This window comes from Chryseobacterium rhizoplanae (assembly GCF_900182655.1).
Taxonomy (GTDB): domain Bacteria; phylum Bacteroidota; class Bacteroidia; order Flavobacteriales; family Weeksellaceae; genus Chryseobacterium; species Chryseobacterium rhizoplanae.
In genome coordinates this window covers 19272-36716 of sequence record NZ_FXTC01000008.1, presented here as the reverse complement: position 1 = coordinate 36716, position 17445 = coordinate 19272, and the positions used below count along the sequence as shown (strand labels likewise).

Genomic DNA, 17445 nt, shown 5'->3' with positions numbered 1-17445 from the left:
GACGAATCTCCACAGAAATCAGAAGATTGATAAAATAATCTTAATTTTGCAGTGTGAAATTATGAATGCAGGCGCTGAAAAATATTCCCAACTGATCAAGTCCAAAGCAAAAAGTTTTGGATTCCAGAGTTGTGGCATTTCCAAAGCTGATTTTCTGGAGGAAGATGCTCCTCATCTTGAAAAATGGCTGAAGAACAATTATAACGGCGAAATGAAGTATATGGAAAATCATTTCGATAAAAGACTTGATCCCCGACTTTTGGTTGAGGGCTCCAAATCTGTTATTTCACTTTCATACAACTACTTTCCCGAGGAAAAAATTTCAATTTTAGAAAATTACAAAATCTCAAAATATGCCTATGCAGAAGATTATCATGAGGTAATCAAGGAGATTCTCCGGGAGATGGTTGCAGAGCTGCAGGAGGAAATAGGGGAGTTCGGATTTCGTGTTTTTGTAGATTCTGCACCTATTATGGAAAGAAGCTGGGCCAGAAAATCAGGAATTGGCTGGGTTGGAAAAAATGCAAACCTCATTACCAAACAAAGCGGTTCTTTTTATTTTCTGGCTGAAATTATCTGTGATTTGGAACTGATTCCTGATCATGCAACCACAGATCATTGCGGAAGCTGCAGAAAATGTATTGATGCATGCCCTACAGATGCTATTGTTTCTGAGAAAATTATTGACGGAAGCCGTTGTATTTCTTATGCAACCATCGAGCTAAAAAATGAAATTCCTGATTATTTTAAAGATAAAATGGAAGACTGGATGTTTGGTTGTGATATCTGCCAGGATGTTTGTCCCTGGAACAGGTTCTCAGCGCCTAATAAACAAAGCCGTTTCCAACCCAATGAAGCGTTGAAAAACTTCAAAAAAGGAGAATGGAAGGAACTTACCCAGGAAATTTTCTCAGAAATCTTCAGGAAGTCCCCCGTGAAAAGGACCAAATTTGCAGGTCTGAAGAGAAATATTGAGTTTTTACAGAAATCTTCTGACTGATTTTTCTCTGAACTTTTGGTGACAATCCCTCTTTTGGAATTTTTTGAAGTTCCAAACCAGAGCTGATAGTCGACCATTCCTTAAATTTTTGGCTTTAAGGAGGTAAAGATTTATACCAATAAGTTACTTGAAAAACCTTTCCTATAAAGAAAAATTGATTTTCAGGAGATCAGAATCTCACCGAAAATCAACGTTTTTTTTGTATTCTTTTAGGAGCAGTTTTTACTCTTACTTTAAACCTTTTTTGGGATTTGATAGTTTTACGCATATTTGTGAATATTTCGTAACTAAATATAGCTAATTTTTCGATTAAAACAAATACTTTTACTAAAAATTAAAGATTAAATTTTATTAAAACATGACGGTGAAAACTATATTAATGTATCTCCTGAAAGTGGTAGGAATTATTTTAGGAATTGTGGTAATTTATGTAATTCTCGGATTGCTGATTCCCTATATTCCGGTTTCGGCTAAAGATGATGGACAGAAGAAAGAAATTCCGATTTATATCTATACCAACGGAGTGCATACAGATATAGTTATGCCTGTAAAAAATGATCTGCAGGACTGGAGCCTGAAAATTCCTTTTGCCAATACAAAATCAAAAAAAACAGATTATCAGTATATCGGAATAGGCTGGGGTGACAAAGGATTTTATCTTGATACGCCTACCTGGGCTGACCTGAAGTTTTCAACAGCGGTGAAAGCTGCATTCTGGCTAAGTGATTCTGCTATGCACTGTACTTATTATAATACCATGAAAGAAGGTGACGATTGTAAAATGATCATGATCAGCAGAAGCCAGTATGAAAATCTGGTAAAATTTGTTGAAGATAAGTTTGACAGGGATCAGAACGGTAATTTCATACTGATTCCTACAAACGCTGTATATGGTGATAATGATGCCTTTTATGACGCAAAAGGTACCTATAGCTTTCTTTATACATGCAATACATGGTCGAATAATGCTTTAAAGGCTGCTGGTCAGAAAGCGGCCCTTTGGACTCCGTCAGATTTCGGGATTTTCCAGCACTATAAATAGTTTATGAAGAGGAGTTATCTGTTTTTCATCACTCTCTGGTTGTTTTCCTGTGCTCAGGAGAAAAAAAACAGTATCACTCATACTGCTGAAATACCTGCTGTGGCTGAAAAAAAACCTGATGCTGACCTTTCCAGAATAAAAATAAAAGCTGAGGAAGCATTGAGGTTCTGTAATTCAAAGGATCTTAATAATGATTTCTGTATCCTTATCGATATGAGTCTCCATTCCGGGGTGAACCGCTTTTTTGTGTGGGATTTTAAAAAGAATAAAATCTCAAAAAAATATCTGGTTGGCCATGGCTGTGGCTCCAATTCATGGAGTAAGGATGATTCTAAAACAAATCCGGGATTCAGTAATGAGGATGGAAGCCACCTTTCATCCTTAGGAAAATATAAGCTTGAAGGAAGAGGGTACAGCGACTGGGGAATCAACATAAAATACCTGATGCACGGCTTTGAAGAAACAAACAGCAATGCCTTAAAAAGGTTTATTGTTTTTCATTCCTGGGATATGATGAGTGATGATGAAGTCTTTCCAAAAGGATCACCTGAAGGATGGGGCTGTCCTACCGTTTCCAACAATGCTATGAAGGAAATTGATCCGATGATTCAAAAGTCGGGAAAACCTGTACTGATGTGGATCTATAATTAAATCTTTAACTTTGTTTCATAACAATCGTGTTAACTGATTCCTTCTTATGAAACATACCCTTTTCCGCGAACAACAGCTCAATTGTGATATAGAAACCGCCTGGAAATTCTTCTCTTCAGCCAATAACCTTTCAGAAATCACCCCAAAAGACATGGGTTTTATTGTATTGACGGAAATGGAAGATGATGAAATCTACGAAGGAATGCTCATCGACTATTATGTTTCACCATTGTTTGGTATTAAAATGAAATGGCAGACGGAGATTACCCATGTAGACTTCCAAAAAAGCTTTATTGATTTTCAGAAAAAAGGTCCCTACAAATTGTGGAACCACCATCATGAATTTATTCCCAATGAAGACGGCGTTCTGATGAAAGATACCATAGATTATGAACTTCCCATGGGATTTCTAGGCGAAATTGCCCATCGTCTTTTCGTTAAAAAGAAATTGGATCATATCTTTGATTACCGTTTTCGGGTTTTGAGTAAATTGTTCTAGCTATTCAATAGAAACGGGTTATAATCCTGAGCTTAGACGAAGGAAGCCCGTTTAAAATAATAATCAAAACTTCATTGGCTTTAGCCGAAACCTAATGATTTTATCTAGATTTCCACAAATGACAAATACTATGGATAAATCTAACGTTCTGTTTGTCATCCCATAGAAATCTACATTCCAATAATTGGAATTATTCATCCATTGTTTAAGTTTTTTTAACAATTCAATGACCGTATTTCCCAGTAGAAATCACTATTTTTGCAATATATCGTTTTTACTAAAAAACTAAATGTGTTCTGGTTGACATGGCAGGTCTGAGGTCATTTTTCTTATTTTATATCATGCTGGTTTTTACCCTTTTCAATTCGAATTGGGCAGAAAAATCATTGCAGAATGTTCCTCACGTTCCCCATGTAACCAATATTTATCTTCTGGATGTTTACGAAGAGGCAGATATGAACACGCATGCATTGCCTGCTGCTGCCAAAATTGTAAAACATTCCGTCAAAAAAAGTGATCCTGCAATTGCGGATTTTTCAGGAATTTTAAAAGTTATTCCGAAAATCACCCTTCCGGAGATTGCTGTATCTACTATTTGTGGAGTTAAATCCTTTCTCCATCTCCTCCAGTTGTACTAAGTTTAAGTTATTGAAAATCAGATTATTTTAACAAAAATTTTATAACTTAAACATTTAAAAATGTATTTTAAAACTGTAATAATTTGCCTTTTGGCAACATTATTCGCTGTGTCATGCAGTAAAGACAAGGAGAAAAATAATAAAAAAGACAAAGAAGTTCCCGTACTGGAAATCAAAGAAAAAGATACTTTGGTGAGCAACCAGTTTGTCACTGATATCCAGGCTAAAAAGAATGTTGAGATGCGTTCCAGAATCGGAGGTATTATACAGCATATTTATGTGAATGAGGGACAATTTGTGCATCAGGGGCAGGCTTTATTTAAAATCAATGATGCCGAGCTGCAGATGGAACTTCTGAAAGCCAATGCGGCATTAAAGCAGACAGAAGCTGATGTTCGTATTGCAGAAGTAGAACTGAAACAGATTCAGAGTCTTCATGCTAAAAAATTTGTGGCCAACAACGAGCTGGAAATGGTGAAGGCAAAGCTGTCTTCCGCTAAAGCAAAACATGCTTTTGCCGATGCTGAAAAGAGAACCGTTCTTCAGAAAATAAGCTTTACAAGGATTACGGCGCCTTTTGATGGGGTCATTGACGTGATTCCTCATAAAGATGGAAGTTTGGTGGAAAATGGTACGTTGCTGACTACACTGTCTCAGCTGAATGAAGTATATGCGTATTTCTCAATCCCTGAAAACCTATATTTTGAGCTTTTGGCCAACGATAAGATCGGAAGTCACCAAAAGATAGAACTGACACTGCCAAACGGAGTCAATTACCAGTTCAACGGAGCTTTGAAAACCGCTGAAGGGGAAATCGACAGAGCCACGGGTTCTATCCGTTATAAAGTACTGTTCCCGAATCCGGACCGTCTGATCAAACACGGAACTTCCGGAAAGCTTATTATTTCCGAGCAACAGAATAATGCAATTCTTATCCCTCAAAAATCAACCTTTTCCATTCAGGATAAGACCTATGTTTTTGTAGTGGATAAACAGAATAAAGTGAAAATGACCAGCATTAAGATCGGAACTACCTTAAGGGATTCTTATATGGTAGAAAGCGGTCTTAAGAAAGGAGATTTAATCATTTATGAAGGCACTCAGTCTTTGAAAGACGGTGATATTATCAGAATCAAAAAGAAGTATTAACCTTTCATAATCTTTAAATCTATTGACTATGGTAGAAATGTTTATAAGACGAAAGGTTCTTTCGTTGGTTATTTCCATATTATTTGTACTGCTGGGAATAATGGCTTTATTAAAGATGCCTATTACCCAGTTTCCGGACATCGTACCACCTTCAGTAACGGTTACGGCAAAATATACAGGAGCGAATGCCGAAGTATCTGCCAATGCAGTAGCTCTTCCTCTCGAAAGGGCAATCAATGGGGTACCGGGAATGACGTATATGTCAACAGTAACATCCAACGACGGTCTTACCCTTATTCAGGTGTTCTTTGAAGTAGGAACAGATCCTGATGTAGCGGCGGTAAACGTTCAGAATAGAGTAACAACAATTTTGGATGAACTTCCTGAAGAAGTGATAAGGGCCGGAGTTACCACTGAAAAAGAGGTGAACAGTATGCTGATGTACCTCAACATCACGAGTACAGACCCAAGCCAGGATGAGCAGTTCATCTATAACTTTACGGATATTAATGTACTTCAGGAACTGAAACGTATTGATGGAGTGGGACGAGCCGAGATCATGGGGCAGAAAGAATATTCGATGAGAGTATGGCTGGACCCACAGAAAATGGCCGCTTACAATATCTCTGCGGATGAAGTGATTACCTCACTACAAAAACAGAATATTTCTGCAGCACCTGGGAAAGTAGGAGAAACATCAGGGAAAACTTCCAGCCAGCTTCAATATGTGATCAAATATAAAGGGAAGTTTTTTGAGCCTAAACAATATGAAGAAGTTCCCATCAGATCTGATGTTGACGGAACCATTTTAAAGCTTAAAGATATTGCTAAAGTTGAATTCGGAGCGATGAACTACGGAATGGTTTCCAAAACAGACGGAAGACCCTCTGCATCTATTATGATGAAACAACGTCCGGGCTCCAATGCTTCCGAGGTGATTGAAAGTGTAAAGACAAAGATGGAAGAATTAAAAGTCACATCTTTCCCACCCGGAATGGAGTACAACATGGCTTATGATGTTTCCAGATTCCTGGACGCTTCCATCAGTGCGGTACTGACAACTCTTATCGAAGCCTTTATTCTGGTAGGAATTGTGGTATTTATCTTCCTTCAGGACTGGCGTTCCACATTGATTCCTGTGCTGGCTGTTCCGGTAGCGCTTGTAGGAACTTTTGCCTTCATGAATACGCTTGATTTCTCTGTCAACCTTTTAACATTGTTTGCATTGGTTCTTGCCATTGGAATTGTGGTCGATAATGCCATTGTCGTCGTTGAAGCCGTCCATGTCAAAATGGAAGAAGGAATGAATGCCATGGATGCAACCATCAGTGCAACCAAAGAAATTGCGGGAGCGGTAGTCGCTATTACCATTGTAATGTCAGCTGTATTTATTCCTGTGGCATTTCTTGATGGTCCGGTAGGGGTATTCTATCGTCAGTTTTCATTGACACTGGCAATCAGTATTGTGATTTCCGGAGTGAATGCATTGACGCTTACACCAGCGCTTTGTGCAATTATTTTAAAACCTCACCATCATGATAAAAAGAAAACCATCATTGACAGAGCTTTCCAGAGTTTCAATACAGGTTTTGAAAGGCTGACTAATGGCTATGTAAATATTTTATCAAAATTTGCGACAAGAACTACAGTTACTTTTGGACTGTTGTTTTTATTCGTTGGATTGACTTTTGTGACCAGCAAATTTCTGCCAACCGGATTTATTCCCATGGAAGATCAGGGAATGGTATATGTAAGTGTGACCACTCCACAGGGAGCAACAGTGGAAAGAACTGAAAAAGTCCTTGATGAAGTGACCGTTATTGCCAAGAAGATTAAAGGAGTTGAAAACGTAACCACTCTTGCTGGTTACAGTATCGTAACGGAAATCGCAGGTTCATCATACGGAATGGCGATGATTAATCTTAAAGACTGGAAAGAAAGAAATATTTCCGTGAATGATCTGATTACAGAGCTTTCTGACAAAACAAAAAGCATTGCTGATGCCCAGATTGAGATTTTTGCGCCGCCTACAGTTCCCGGATTCGGTAATACCAGTGGTTTTGAACTGCGTTTGCTTGACAGAACCGGAGGAACCATTGAGAACACAGATAAAATTACTAAGGACTTTGTTAAAAAACTCAATGAATCTCCTGAATTACAGAACAGTTTTACCAGTTTTGATGCTACTTTCCCGCAATATATGATCAATGTGGATTATGATATGGCAGCGAAGAAAGGAGTTTCCGTAGACAATGCAATGTCTACCTTACAGACAATGCTGGGGTCCTATTATGCTACGAATTTTATCCGTTTCAGTCAGATGTATAAAGTGATGGTACAGGCGAGTCCGGAGCATAGAGATACCCCTGAAAGTATTCTGAATTTATATTTAAAAAATGATAAAGGCGAAATGGTTCCGTTCTCTACCTTCATCACTATTGAAAAAGTGTACGGACCCGAAGTACTGACGAGGTACAATATGTATATGTCTGCGATGATTAATGGAGAACCTGCAGACGGTTACAGCTCGGGAGATGCCATTGCTGCCGTAGAGCGTGTTGCCAAAGAAACACTGCCAAGAGGATTTGATGTTGAATGGTCAGGGATGACAAGAGAAGAAATCTTATCAGGAAACCAGACTGTTTACATTTTCGCGATCTGCCTTTTATTCGTCTATCTTTTGCTGGCGGCGCAATACGAAAGTTTCCTTCTTCCGATGCCGGTATTATTAAGTCTTCCAACGGGGATCTTCGGTTCCTATATCGCATTGGTACTTGCGGGGTTAGATAACAATATTTACGCCCAGGTGGCATTGGTCATGCTGATCGGACTTCTGGCTAAAAATGCCATTCTGATTGTGGAATTTGCGGTGGCAAGAAACAAACAGGGATTTGATATCATTCCGGCTGCGATTGAAGGGGCAAGACAGCGTCTGAGACCTATTCTGATGACCTCTTTTGCATTTGTAGCGGGACTTATTCCATTATGTATTGCATCAGGAGCAGGAGCCATAGGTAATCGCTCCATTGGTACGGCAGCGGCAGGAGGAATGCTGATAGGAACTATCTTCGGATTGGTTGTGATTCCGGGACTGTATATATTCTTTGCAAAACTTGAAAATAAGAAGAAAGATGAAAAGATTAAATCATAGAACTATAATATACGGAATTGCCTCACTAAGCCTGGTTTCATGCGCTGTTCCCAAAGTAACCGAATTGAAAAAAGCCCAGGAATTACCGAATGAACTGATCAAAACAGATAAAAATAAAAATTCGGATGAATTTCAGCAGATCAACCTGAAGGCTTACTTTACAGATCCGCTGCTGCTCGAACTTTTTGATAAAGTAGTACAGGCAAATCCGGATTTCCAGATTGCGCAGCAAAGAGTGGAAATTGCCAACAGTTTCCTTCAAAGATCAAAAATGGATTTACTGCCTTCCCTTGAAGTGGGAGTACAGGCTTCCGGCGACCGATACGGAAAATATACAATGGAAGGAGTTGGAAACTATGATACCAACCTTTCTCCCAATATTACGGAAAACCAGAAAATTAACAGGGATTTTACCCCTAATTACTGGCTGGGAGCAAGAAGCAGCTGGGAAATTGATGCGTGGGGCAAACTGAAAAATAAAAAGATTGCTGCCCAGAAGAAGTATCTGGCTTCCACAGAAGGATTGAGGTTGTTGCAGGTAGAACTTTTTACGGACATTGCCAATCTATATTACCAGCTGGTGGCTTTAGACAACCGTCTTGCCATTTACCAGAAGAATTACAACCTTCAGCAAAGAGCATTTGAGATTGTTCTGGCCCAGCGTGAAGTAGGAAAAGCTACAGAATTGGCTGTACAGCAGTTCAAAGCACAGAATAACAATTGGCTGGCAGAGATTGAACATATAAGGGTAGAAATTGTTACAGTGGAACAGGCAATTACTACGTTGACAGGAAGCTACGGTGGAGAGGTAAAACGTGGAAAAATATTGATGCCTACCAATATGGAAGTCTTAAATAAAACTATTAATGTGGAAGGAGTTATCCATTCCAGACCTGATGTAGCGGCAAACTATTATGTTTTAGAAGCTTCACAGGCTGACGCAAAGGCTGCAAGAGCTGCTTTTTATCCTAAGATTGATCTTGGAGCTGGTTTCGGACTCAATTCTTTTTCTGTAGAAACATTCTTTAAACCAAGTTCATTGGCTGGGCAATTGTTGGGTGGATTGATGGTACCTGTTTTTAATAAAGGACAGTTGAAGTATGAATTCAAAGTAGCGAGTAAAGAGCAGGAAATTGCTTTTTTGAACTACCAGAAAAGTATTACGACTGCTTTTAACGAGCTCCAGTCGATTCTGAAACAGACTAAGATCTATGAACGGGTTTTGAAGCTGAAATCAGAAGAAGTAGGTTTCCTGGACCGTGGTGTGGAGGTTTCCAACGATCTCTATCTGACAGGATATGCCAATTATTTTGAGCTGATCAACTCTCAGAAGAGCAAACTGACTGCTGAACTGGATTTATTACAGTTCCAGCACCAGAATACCAGAAATAACGTCCTGCTATTTAAAGCGCTGGGCGGGAAGCTGGATTAATTTTTACTTTTTTACGATGAAGGAAGCTGTCTTTTAGGCAGCTTCTTTTATATTTTAACGCTGTTCTACGGGTTCCCGTAATGGGAATGGAGGTAATTAAAGGATATTGCGTTAGATTCTAACTTTATATAAGTTGAGTTAACTTTTTTTTATATGTTCCAAAAAAAGAGACTGTCCCAATAGGGCAGTCTCTTTGTATATGGTTTAAAACGAATCTGCTTGTACCGCAGAAAACATTTTATAAGTACATATTATTTAACAATCTGAATTTCAACAGCGGAGAATCCTTTAGGAGACTTCTCTTTTTCGAAAGATACCTTGTTTCCTTTTTTTACCGGTTCCACACAGTTGTTGTTGTGGAAGAAGATATTTTCTTTAGAATTGTCTTCAGTGATGAAACCGTATCCTTTTTCACTAAGGAAAGTAACAATTCCTGTTTTTCTTGGATCTTCCTCAATAATAGGAGCAGCACCCAGTTGAATATCATCAAGGTTTACTTCCTGTCTTTGTTCAGGTGGAGTAGAAGTTAATCTTCCGAATTCGTCTACATACATGAAGACATCCTCAGCTCCTTTGTTGTTGTTCGTTTTACGTTCTTCGCGTCTTAGCGCCTTTTCTTTTTGCTTTTGAATTTTTTTCTTGAAATTTTCCTTTTTAGAAAAAGAATCTGCCATAAATTATTTTTAGTATTTAGTTTCTATAAATTAATTGGTTCAATCTGGTCTGTTTTAGACCCCTATAAAGCCTGTCTATGTTTTCTGTTTTAGATTTTCCCAATCATACAGAGCTTTAAAATTCCGACAAGTATTGTTCTTAGTAGAAGAATAAAAGTTTAAAATATGGCTGCTCAAAAAGCAAAGACTGAATAAAAATATTCGGGTCGTTACAGAAAACAAAGTATTGACTTGGTTATTTAATGTACAAATATACAACAATAAAATGAATTATCAGGTTTTAAATGATTGATTATCAGAAATGGTTTTACAACAGATTTACCGAGATACCTTTATAGTCTGAGTGTAAGACGATAATGTGAGTCAGAATAAGTGCATAAAAAAAATCCTCAGAATACTGAGGATTATAAAAAAATATATTATAAAAATGAAGTGGTGTATAATATGGCTGTGAAAGTATCAAATGTTATGCCTAAAATTGATGCGGAATAGTGAATTATAAGGCTTTGTTTAATATATGATGCTTGTTTCAGGTCATATCTGGCTGGTAAATAGCATTCTATTAAAAAATGTTGTTTATATAAAAAAATATAAATGTTTTTGTCTTTCGTTTAAATTAGAATCAGAATAATACCTTTTTCTTTAAAATTTCCGAAAACTTCACCATGTTGAGACCGTTTTTATTATTCATCTTTGCCTTATTAACATTTAAAAATAAAATCGATGTCAACACAAAATGTAAAAGGAAAAGTTGTTTTAATTGCCGGAGGAGGTAAAAACCTTGGAGGACTGTTAAGTAGAGATTTTGCACAGAAAGGAGCAAAACTGGCAATACATTATAATAGTGAAAGCTCTAGAGCAGATAGCGAGAAAACCCTTGCTGAGGTACAGGCGCTAGGAGCAGAGGCTTTTTTGTTCCAGGGAGACCTTACCCAGGTAGATAATATTACCAAATTCTTTGATGAAGCAATTTCCCGTTTCGGAGGGATTGATATTGCAATCAATACGGTGGGAATGGTACTTAAAAAACCATTTTCAGAGACTACAGAAGCAGAATACGATACCATGTTCAATGTCAATTCAAAATCGGCTTATTTCTTTTTACAGGAAGCCGGTAAAAAACTGAACGATCATGGGAAAATCTGTACCATTGTTACATCATTACTGGCTGCTTACACAGGATTGTATTCTACTTATGCAGGCGCAAAAGCACCCGTAGAGCATTTTACAAGAGCTGCTTCCAAAGAATTCGGAGCAAGAGGAATTTCTGTAACTGCTGTAGCACCCGGCCCAATGGATACACCTTTCTTCTATGGACAGGAAACAGATGATGCCGTTGCTTATCATAAATCTGCATCCGCATTAGGAGGACTTACAGATATTAAAGATATCGCTCCTCTGGTAGAATTTCTGGTAACAGAAGGCTGGTGGATTACCGGGCAGACGATCTTTGCTAACGGAGGATATACAACAAGATAATTCATTAGATGATCTATTAAAAAGAAACTCACTGAAAACAGCTTTCAGTGAGTTTTTATTTTAAAGAAATCAGAAATTAAATGGTTTTTACCTTTCCTTTTTCCATTATACTTTTGATGATAAAGAATAAGCCCAGAAGAACAAAAGGAATACTTAAAAGTTGTCCCATATTCAGACTCATTCCGTGCTCGAATTCTACCTGGTCTACCTTGATGAACTCAATCAGAATTCTCATGATGAAGATCAGCAGAATACTGATTCCGAAATAAAACCCTCTTCCGATTTTAAATATGTTTTTCTTGTAAATAAAATACACAGAAAGGAAAATAATAAAATAAGAGATCGCTTCATAAAGCTGGGCAGGATGTCTCGGAAGATCATCTACCTGGCGAAATACAAAAGCCCATGGAAGATCCGTAGGAACTCCTATGATTTCAGAATTCATCAGATTGGCAAGCCTTATAAAAGTACCACCCAACGGAAGCACAATCGCTATAGCATCTAAAATTGTCATGAACGGGATAGAAAATTTTCTCGCATAGATAAGCAGCATGATCACCAATCCGATACCACCACCATGACTCGCAAGTCCTGCAAATCCTGTAAAGTGGTAGGTTCCGTCCACTCCCTTTTGAATCGGTAATAAGATTTCAAGAGGATGTTGAGAATAATAATCAAAATCATAAAAAAGACAGTGTCCAAGTCTGGCGCCCAGTAGAATTCCTATCAATGCATAGGAAAATAAAGCTTCATGAGCCTGCGAACTAAGACCTTCTTTTTTGTAAATACGTTTTAAAATATTTAAACATAAAACCAGTCCTGTAAGAAATAGCAGTCCGTAATATTTTAAAGGAAATCCAAGAATATTGACGATTTCGGGATTCACATCCCAGTTGATATATAATAAATTCATTCCTGCAAAGATAATAAAATAGGAATTTCCGGACCGGATGGACGTATTTCGGTATTTTTCAATTTGATTTTCAGAAGGCTATAGGTTGATTTTTGTAGGTCAGATAATGAACATACGATGTCTTATTTAAGATAAGAATGAACATAATTTAAAATGATTCTTGATGAAACATTTGGTAACTTTAGCGTACTACCAAAACAAAAAGCTATGCATCATCAGTTGGAGAAACATTATGTAAACAGAGTAGGCTGGCTTCGGGCAGCTGTATTGGGTGCGAATGACGGATTGTTATCCACCACAAGTATTGTCATTGGGGTTGCGGCTGCAGAACCGGAACGGCATATTATTATTCTTGCAGCGCTTGCGGGTATGATTGCCGGAGCAATGTCTATGGCTGCAGGGGAGTATGTTTCCGTGAGTTCACAGGAAGATACTGAGAAAGCAGATTTACTTCGTGAAAAACGTGAGCTTGAAGAAATGCCGGAAATAGAACTTAGAGAACTTGCCAAAGTCTATGAAAAAAGGGGATGCACTAAAGAAACAGCGATGCAGGTAGCCATTGAACTTACAGAGCATGATGCATTGGGAGCCCACGCTCGTGATGAATTAGGAATTAATGAAATAACACAGGCAAAACCTTTACAGGCAGCAATGGCTTCCTTCGGTTCATTTGCTGTAGGTGCTTTATTGCCGTTTTGTGTTTCACTTTTAGCACCCCTTAAGCAAATGGTGTATTTCCAATATGGATTTTCAATTATATTTTTAATGCTTTTGGGAGCCGTTTCTGCCAGAGCAGGAGGTTCCGGTATTAAAGTAGCTGTATTGAGGATCTGTTTCTGGGGAACCGTAGCCATGGGAATTACAGCATTAGTCGGTCATCTTTTTGGGGTCAATGTAGCCTGAAAAATTGCAGTTTTTCTTTGAATTTTTACTGCAAAGCAAAACAACTTTACTATAACTTTTTTTGCTGTGTTGATGGTAATGTTCTGATTTATAGATTAAATTTAACCTAACAAGTGTTAGTCGTAAAAATACTACACTTTTTCAGATTTATGCCTGAATTTTATTTTGTTATGATCAATACTTCTAAATTTGGTGATATAACAAACATCAAATCATAAAGTACTAACGATTAAAATTTACAATCATGGCAGAAAGAAATTCCAGAGGAATCTTAAAATTCAACAACGGTGAAGGGCAAAAGTTATTAAAACTAAACTACAGTGTATCAAGAGCTACAGACGTTTCAGGACGTGTAGCATCAGACCCTTCCAATGCGCTTATCAAAATTACAGTAGAAGCTACTGAAAAATCAGACATCCTTGAAAGCTTATTAAACGGAAAGTACAAGCCTACCGTAGGAGAGGTAACTTTCAATAAGTCTCACGAAGAAGGAACTTTAACAACATTGAAATGGACAAACGGTTACGTTATCCAGCACGAAGTAGATTTCGATGCAGTAGATGAAAACAGTATGTACATCAGTTTTGTGATAAGTGCAGAGCAGATTGAGCTTGGTAATTCATCTTATGACGGAGCTTGGCCTGGATCTCAGGGATAAAATCCTTTAACAATTACAAACATAAAAACAGAATAGTAGATCCGTTATCAGGAATCCTGTTCTGTTTTTTTGTCAGTAATCTTTTCCCTTAGAAAAGAACATTATTTTCACTAAGATTTAGAAAAATAAACTGATAATGTGAACTTTATATTGTGAAAAATTGATAACTTTATAAAAAGCTGTTTATTTTAGTTTTTTTCAAAAATAGAAAGCTCACCAAACACTCTACATCATATGAATAAAAATATCTCGAATTCCGAAAAGATTTCAGAGAATCATATTCCTGGAATCAACCGTGTGGTGAAACTGGATATTGTGATTGAAGGCAAAATGATTAAGCACTTCAAACATTTCCGTTTACAGCAGAGCGTAAAAAAACACCATTATTTTGAACTTACATTAGCCCATGATACTTTAGACGGAGTACAAAACCATGACCTGGAAGAAGCTCAGCAGTTTTTAGGAAAACGATTAACAGTCGTTTTTAAATATAAAGACGTTGAAGGAAGCCCGGAAAGAACCTTTGTAGGGGTCATTACGAAAGTAGGATTCAGCCAGGAGAACCATAGCTTGGGAAATATTGTACTGAAAGGGTACAGCCCTACCATTTTGCTGGATGGCGCTCCTCATACCCAAAGTTTTGGCGGGGATAAACCTGTGAATATGGGCATCATTGCTGAAGATGTCATCAAACAGGGGATAGAAAACAGTAAATTTGATGTAAGAGTGAATGCGAAGGCATCTTCCCAGATTCTTTACAGTGCCCAGTATAATGAAACCCACTATAATTATCTCTGCAGAATGGCAGAAGCCTATGGAGAACAGTTTTATTACGATGGTGAAGTATTGCATTTCGGAAATATGCCGCCTCAGAACAAATCACTCGAATTAATATACGGAAGCAACGTTTCTGATGTGAATGTGGAACTGAAAGCCGTTCATATCAAACCTCATTTTTATGGATATAACAGCAGTTCCAATGCTAAACTTATTTCTGGTGAAACTCCTATAAAACATGTTGGTAATCTGGCCCAGACAGCCTATAAAAATAATGAAGGAATATTCAAAACTCCATCATTGCAGGTGGCTCCCATAAAAGCAGCAACCGATATGGATGTTGTTATTTCTCAAACAAGTAGTGCCGGAAGCAAAGCGGTGGAAGTTTTTACCGTTTCCGGAGGAACTACTATTCCGTTTTTATATCCGGGATGTGTAGCTGATATCAATATGAGAAAGACAGATACCAGCAAAACAGCGTATTTCACCAAACTGATGATGACAGAAGTTATTCATGAAGTAGATACTCTCGGGCGTTACAAAGGAAGATTCGAGGCCATTGCCTCAGATACAGGTTATATTCCGACGCCGGACTTTACTATGCCTATCGCACAGCCACAGATTGCAACCGTAATTTCCAATACAGATCCGCTGGCACAGGGAAGAATTACAGTAAGATTCGACTGGCAGCTGCATGACACCACCAATTTTATCAGAATGATGGCTCCTGATGCCGGAGGAACAGATCAAATCACTCAAAACAGAGGGTATGTAGCGATACCGGAAGTTGGAGATCAGGTGATGGTAGGTTTTGTACACAATCATCCCGATCGTCCTTTTGTCATGGGAGGAATGTTTCATGGAGGAACAGCTCTTGGAGGCGGAGTAGATAATCATTTAAAATCAATACAAACCAGAAGCGGAATCCGTATTTTAATGAATGATGCTGAAGGAAGTGTAAATATCATAGACCCAAGTGGGAATAACTATTTGATGGATGGTAAAGGAAATATTATTGTAACTGCTCCTAAAAATATGACCTTTAATGTAGGGGAAAACCTGGCAATCAACGTAGGAAAAGATATGAAGACCAGCGTAGGAAATGATAATGCCGTTAGTATCATCAATGATCATAGGTTTACCTCAAAAAATTATAAACAGACCGTCAATGAAAATAAAACAATTAATGTGACGGGTGATCTTAAAGAAACTACTTCAACCACTACCCATAAAGCAAAAAACGGAGATATTTTACTGCAGAGCTCAGGCGTAGCCAAAATGTTAGGTAAAATAGATGCTAAAGTGAATAAAGGGTAATCCAAATAATAAATCAGTTATCAATACGGTACAGCAAGGCATTAAAGAATGAATAAAGCGATAAAATTTTTACTGAGCTTTTTATTTTTTATCCAGATCTCGTGTCAGGATAAAAAAAGCAATCAAAAAACTAAAACTATGACAAAATACGAATGGACCGAAGGAACTTCTGCAGCTTTAGGCTATCCTATGGAAGTATACAAAGGAGGAATAGAGTGTGAAGGAGGAGAATGGGTAGGATTAAATTTTGGAATAGCATCGGGAAATCAAGGTTGGGGAACCATCAATAATGGGATGAGTAATGGTTTCAAAAGCTTACCAAAGCGATTGGATTTTATCTGGATGTCTTATCTGGAAAACCAGTTTTACCAGGTAGATACAGAAATAGATACGGAAAAGATAAGAAAATATTTCAGCCAGGGATTTGAAATAAAAGGAGCTAGCGGAAAACCGCAACATTTAAACTATGATGTTATCTCTGTAGGCATGGCACCGGGAGGAGTGGTCGTTGTCTGGATATCAGGAGTTGGATGGCAAAAGGAAATAGGAAGATATCAGGGTAAAAAAGTAACCATTCCGGAATCAGAAATTGCTAAGCTGGACAGTCATGAAAACCGGTTTTGGCGCAAAGATTATTTGGAAATGGTACACACGAGAGAACAAATCATTCCCAAAAAAGTACAGGAAGAAAACAAAGGAAAACCAATACCATTGGGTTTATGGGATGTTTACAGAACAAGATTTAGCTGGAAACCCGTTTTTGAACTTCCGGAAAATGCAAAATTAAACCCGCTGAGAGATGTTGGGATTGAAATGATAAATGGTGAAAAAGAACAGTTTGATGCTGCAAAAAATCCTTTATCAGATTTTGATTTTAGGGCAATTCCCCGGTCAATTTCAATGTCTGTATCAGATAAAGACAATAATAGATACGGAGCAGCATGTAATTTGGACGGAAAATCCAGCCTTGATGCTTTCAACACCGTTTTTGGGGATGATCCCAAAAGTACTAAAGCAGAATTAATTATAAAAGTGAATGAAGCTTTTAGCTTTTTTACGGTAAAACTAAAAGGAGAGAATGGTAAGGAAGCTTTTATCAAGACAGATTCATTAGAAATGTTTAAGTCGAAAAAGAAAAATTAAGAAATTCTCAAATTTAAGA

General features: G+C 37.8%; 15 protein-coding genes. 13 read left to right on the top strand and 2 right to left on the bottom strand.

What is annotated here, in order from left to right:
- Positions 1 to 61 precede the first annotated feature (61 nt).
- From queG to FN817_RS16830, 8 genes are all read left to right on the top strand, one after another.
- Positions 62 to 1000 (top strand): tRNA epoxyqueuosine(34) reductase QueG, encoded by a 939-nt coding sequence (queG, locus tag FN817_RS16865; RefSeq protein ID WP_142718962.1) that lies wholly within the window; start codon positions 62 to 64, stop codon positions 998 to 1000.
- A gap of 358 nt (positions 1001 to 1358) precedes the next feature.
- Positions 1359 to 2042: a TIGR02117 family protein gene (locus tag FN817_RS16860; RefSeq protein ID WP_142718961.1), complete on the top strand. Its 684-nt coding sequence runs from the start codon at positions 1359 to 1361 to the stop codon at positions 2040 to 2042.
- Between the two features lie 3 nt (positions 2043 to 2045).
- Positions 2046 to 2693, top strand: coding sequence for a murein L,D-transpeptidase catalytic domain-containing protein (locus tag FN817_RS16855; RefSeq protein ID WP_142718960.1), 648 nt, complete (start codon positions 2046 to 2048; stop codon positions 2691 to 2693).
- A gap of 46 nt (positions 2694 to 2739) precedes the next feature.
- Complete coding sequence (locus FN817_RS16850) at positions 2740 to 3192, top strand: SRPBCC family protein (protein ID WP_142718959.1); 453 nt, start codon at positions 2740 to 2742, stop codon at positions 3190 to 3192.
- A gap of 305 nt (positions 3193 to 3497) precedes the next feature.
- Entirely contained in the window at positions 3498 to 3830 is a 333-nt protein-coding gene (locus FN817_RS16845; protein WP_142718958.1) for a hypothetical protein, read from the top strand.
- A 60-nt stretch (positions 3831 to 3890) separates the two neighbouring features.
- Positions 3891 to 4979, top strand: a complete 1089-nt coding sequence (locus FN817_RS16840; protein ID WP_142718957.1) for an efflux RND transporter periplasmic adaptor subunit — start codon at positions 3891 to 3893, stop codon at positions 4977 to 4979.
- A gap of 28 nt (positions 4980 to 5007) precedes the next feature.
- On the top strand, positions 5008 to 8130 hold the full coding sequence (locus FN817_RS16835) for an efflux RND transporter permease subunit (RefSeq protein ID WP_142718956.1): 3123 nt from the start codon (positions 5008 to 5010) through the stop codon (positions 8128 to 8130).
- Entirely contained in the window at positions 8111 to 9562 is a 1452-nt protein-coding gene (locus FN817_RS16830; protein ID WP_142718955.1) for a TolC family protein, read from the top strand. The genes FN817_RS16835 and FN817_RS16830 overlap by 20 nt, the downstream gene beginning before the upstream one ends.
- Before the next feature lie 251 nt (positions 9563 to 9813).
- On the opposite strand, the gene FN817_RS16825 is transcribed toward FN817_RS16830, so the two are convergent.
- A complete protein-coding gene (locus tag FN817_RS16825; RefSeq protein WP_047420468.1) occupies positions 9814 to 10236 on the bottom strand; it encodes a cold shock domain-containing protein in 423 nt (140 codons plus the stop codon).
- Between the two features lie 723 nt (positions 10237 to 10959).
- Here FN817_RS16825 and FN817_RS16820 point away from each other — a divergent pair.
- On the top strand, positions 10960 to 11715 hold the full coding sequence (locus tag FN817_RS16820; protein WP_142718954.1) for an SDR family oxidoreductase: 756 nt from the start codon (positions 10960 to 10962) through the stop codon (positions 11713 to 11715).
- Positions 11716 to 11791: 76 nt separating this feature from the next.
- On the opposite strand, the gene lgt is transcribed toward FN817_RS16820, so the two are convergent.
- Positions 11792 to 12628, bottom strand: coding sequence for a prolipoprotein diacylglyceryl transferase (lgt, locus tag FN817_RS16815; RefSeq protein WP_142718953.1), 837 nt, complete (start codon positions 12626 to 12628; stop codon positions 11792 to 11794).
- Positions 12629 to 12835: 207 nt separating this feature from the next.
- Here lgt and FN817_RS16810 point away from each other — a divergent pair, with 207 nt between their 5' ends.
- From FN817_RS16810 to FN817_RS16795, 4 genes are all read left to right on the top strand, one after another.
- Positions 12836 to 13531, top strand: a complete 696-nt coding sequence (locus FN817_RS16810; RefSeq protein ID WP_142718952.1) for a VIT1/CCC1 transporter family protein — start codon at positions 12836 to 12838, stop codon at positions 13529 to 13531.
- Positions 13532 to 13775: 244 nt separating this feature from the next.
- Complete coding sequence (gene tssD, locus FN817_RS16805) at positions 13776 to 14189, top strand: type VI secretion system tube protein TssD (protein ID WP_105702924.1); 414 nt, start codon at positions 13776 to 13778, stop codon at positions 14187 to 14189.
- Positions 14190 to 14423: 234 nt separating this feature from the next.
- A complete protein-coding gene (locus FN817_RS16800; RefSeq protein ID WP_142718951.1) occupies positions 14424 to 16283 on the top strand; it encodes a type VI secretion system Vgr family protein in 1860 nt (619 codons plus the stop codon).
- Positions 16284 to 16331: 48 nt separating this feature from the next.
- Positions 16332 to 17426 carry a DUF2931 family protein gene (locus tag FN817_RS16795; RefSeq protein WP_142718950.1) on the top strand — a complete coding sequence of 365 codons (1095 nt, stop codon included), beginning with the start codon at positions 16332 to 16334 and terminating at the stop codon, positions 17424 to 17426.
- The last annotated feature ends 19 nt before the right edge of the window (positions 17427 to 17445 follow it).

What these genes read in the sequence shown, in the direction of transcription:
- queG (WP_142718962.1), top strand. Translation starts at nt 62, where the DNA reads ATGAATGCAGGCGCTGAAAAATATTCCCAACTGATCAAGTCCAAAGCA.
- FN817_RS16860 (WP_142718961.1), top strand. Translation starts at nt 1,359, where the DNA reads ATGACGGTGAAAACTATATTAATGTATCTCCTGAAAGTGGTAGGAATT.
- FN817_RS16855 (WP_142718960.1), top strand. Translation starts at nt 2,046, where the DNA reads ATGAAGAGGAGTTATCTGTTTTTCATCACTCTCTGGTTGTTTTCCTGT.
- FN817_RS16850 (WP_142718959.1), top strand. Translation starts at nt 2,740, where the DNA reads ATGAAACATACCCTTTTCCGCGAACAACAGCTCAATTGTGATATAGAA.
- FN817_RS16845 (WP_142718958.1), top strand. Translation starts at nt 3,498, where the DNA reads ATGGCAGGTCTGAGGTCATTTTTCTTATTTTATATCATGCTGGTTTTT.
- FN817_RS16840 (WP_142718957.1), top strand. Translation starts at nt 3,891, where the DNA reads ATGTATTTTAAAACTGTAATAATTTGCCTTTTGGCAACATTATTCGCT.
- FN817_RS16835 (WP_142718956.1), top strand. Translation starts at nt 5,008, where the DNA reads ATGGTAGAAATGTTTATAAGACGAAAGGTTCTTTCGTTGGTTATTTCC.
- FN817_RS16830 (WP_142718955.1), top strand. Translation starts at nt 8,111, where the DNA reads ATGAAAAGATTAAATCATAGAACTATAATATACGGAATTGCCTCACTA.
- FN817_RS16825 (WP_047420468.1), bottom strand. Translation starts at nt 10,236, where the DNA reads ATGGCAGATTCTTTTTCTAAAAAGGAAAATTTCAAGAAAAAAATTCAA.
- FN817_RS16820 (WP_142718954.1), top strand. Translation starts at nt 10,960, where the DNA reads ATGTCAACACAAAATGTAAAAGGAAAAGTTGTTTTAATTGCCGGAGGA.
- lgt (WP_142718953.1), bottom strand. Translation starts at nt 12,628, where the DNA reads ATGAATTTATTATATATCAACTGGGATGTGAATCCCGAAATCGTCAAT.
- FN817_RS16810 (WP_142718952.1), top strand. Translation starts at nt 12,836, where the DNA reads ATGCATCATCAGTTGGAGAAACATTATGTAAACAGAGTAGGCTGGCTT.
- tssD (WP_105702924.1), top strand. Translation starts at nt 13,776, where the DNA reads ATGGCAGAAAGAAATTCCAGAGGAATCTTAAAATTCAACAACGGTGAA.
- FN817_RS16800 (WP_142718951.1), top strand. Translation starts at nt 14,424, where the DNA reads ATGAATAAAAATATCTCGAATTCCGAAAAGATTTCAGAGAATCATATT.
- FN817_RS16795 (WP_142718950.1), top strand. Translation starts at nt 16,332, where the DNA reads ATGAATAAAGCGATAAAATTTTTACTGAGCTTTTTATTTTTTATCCAG.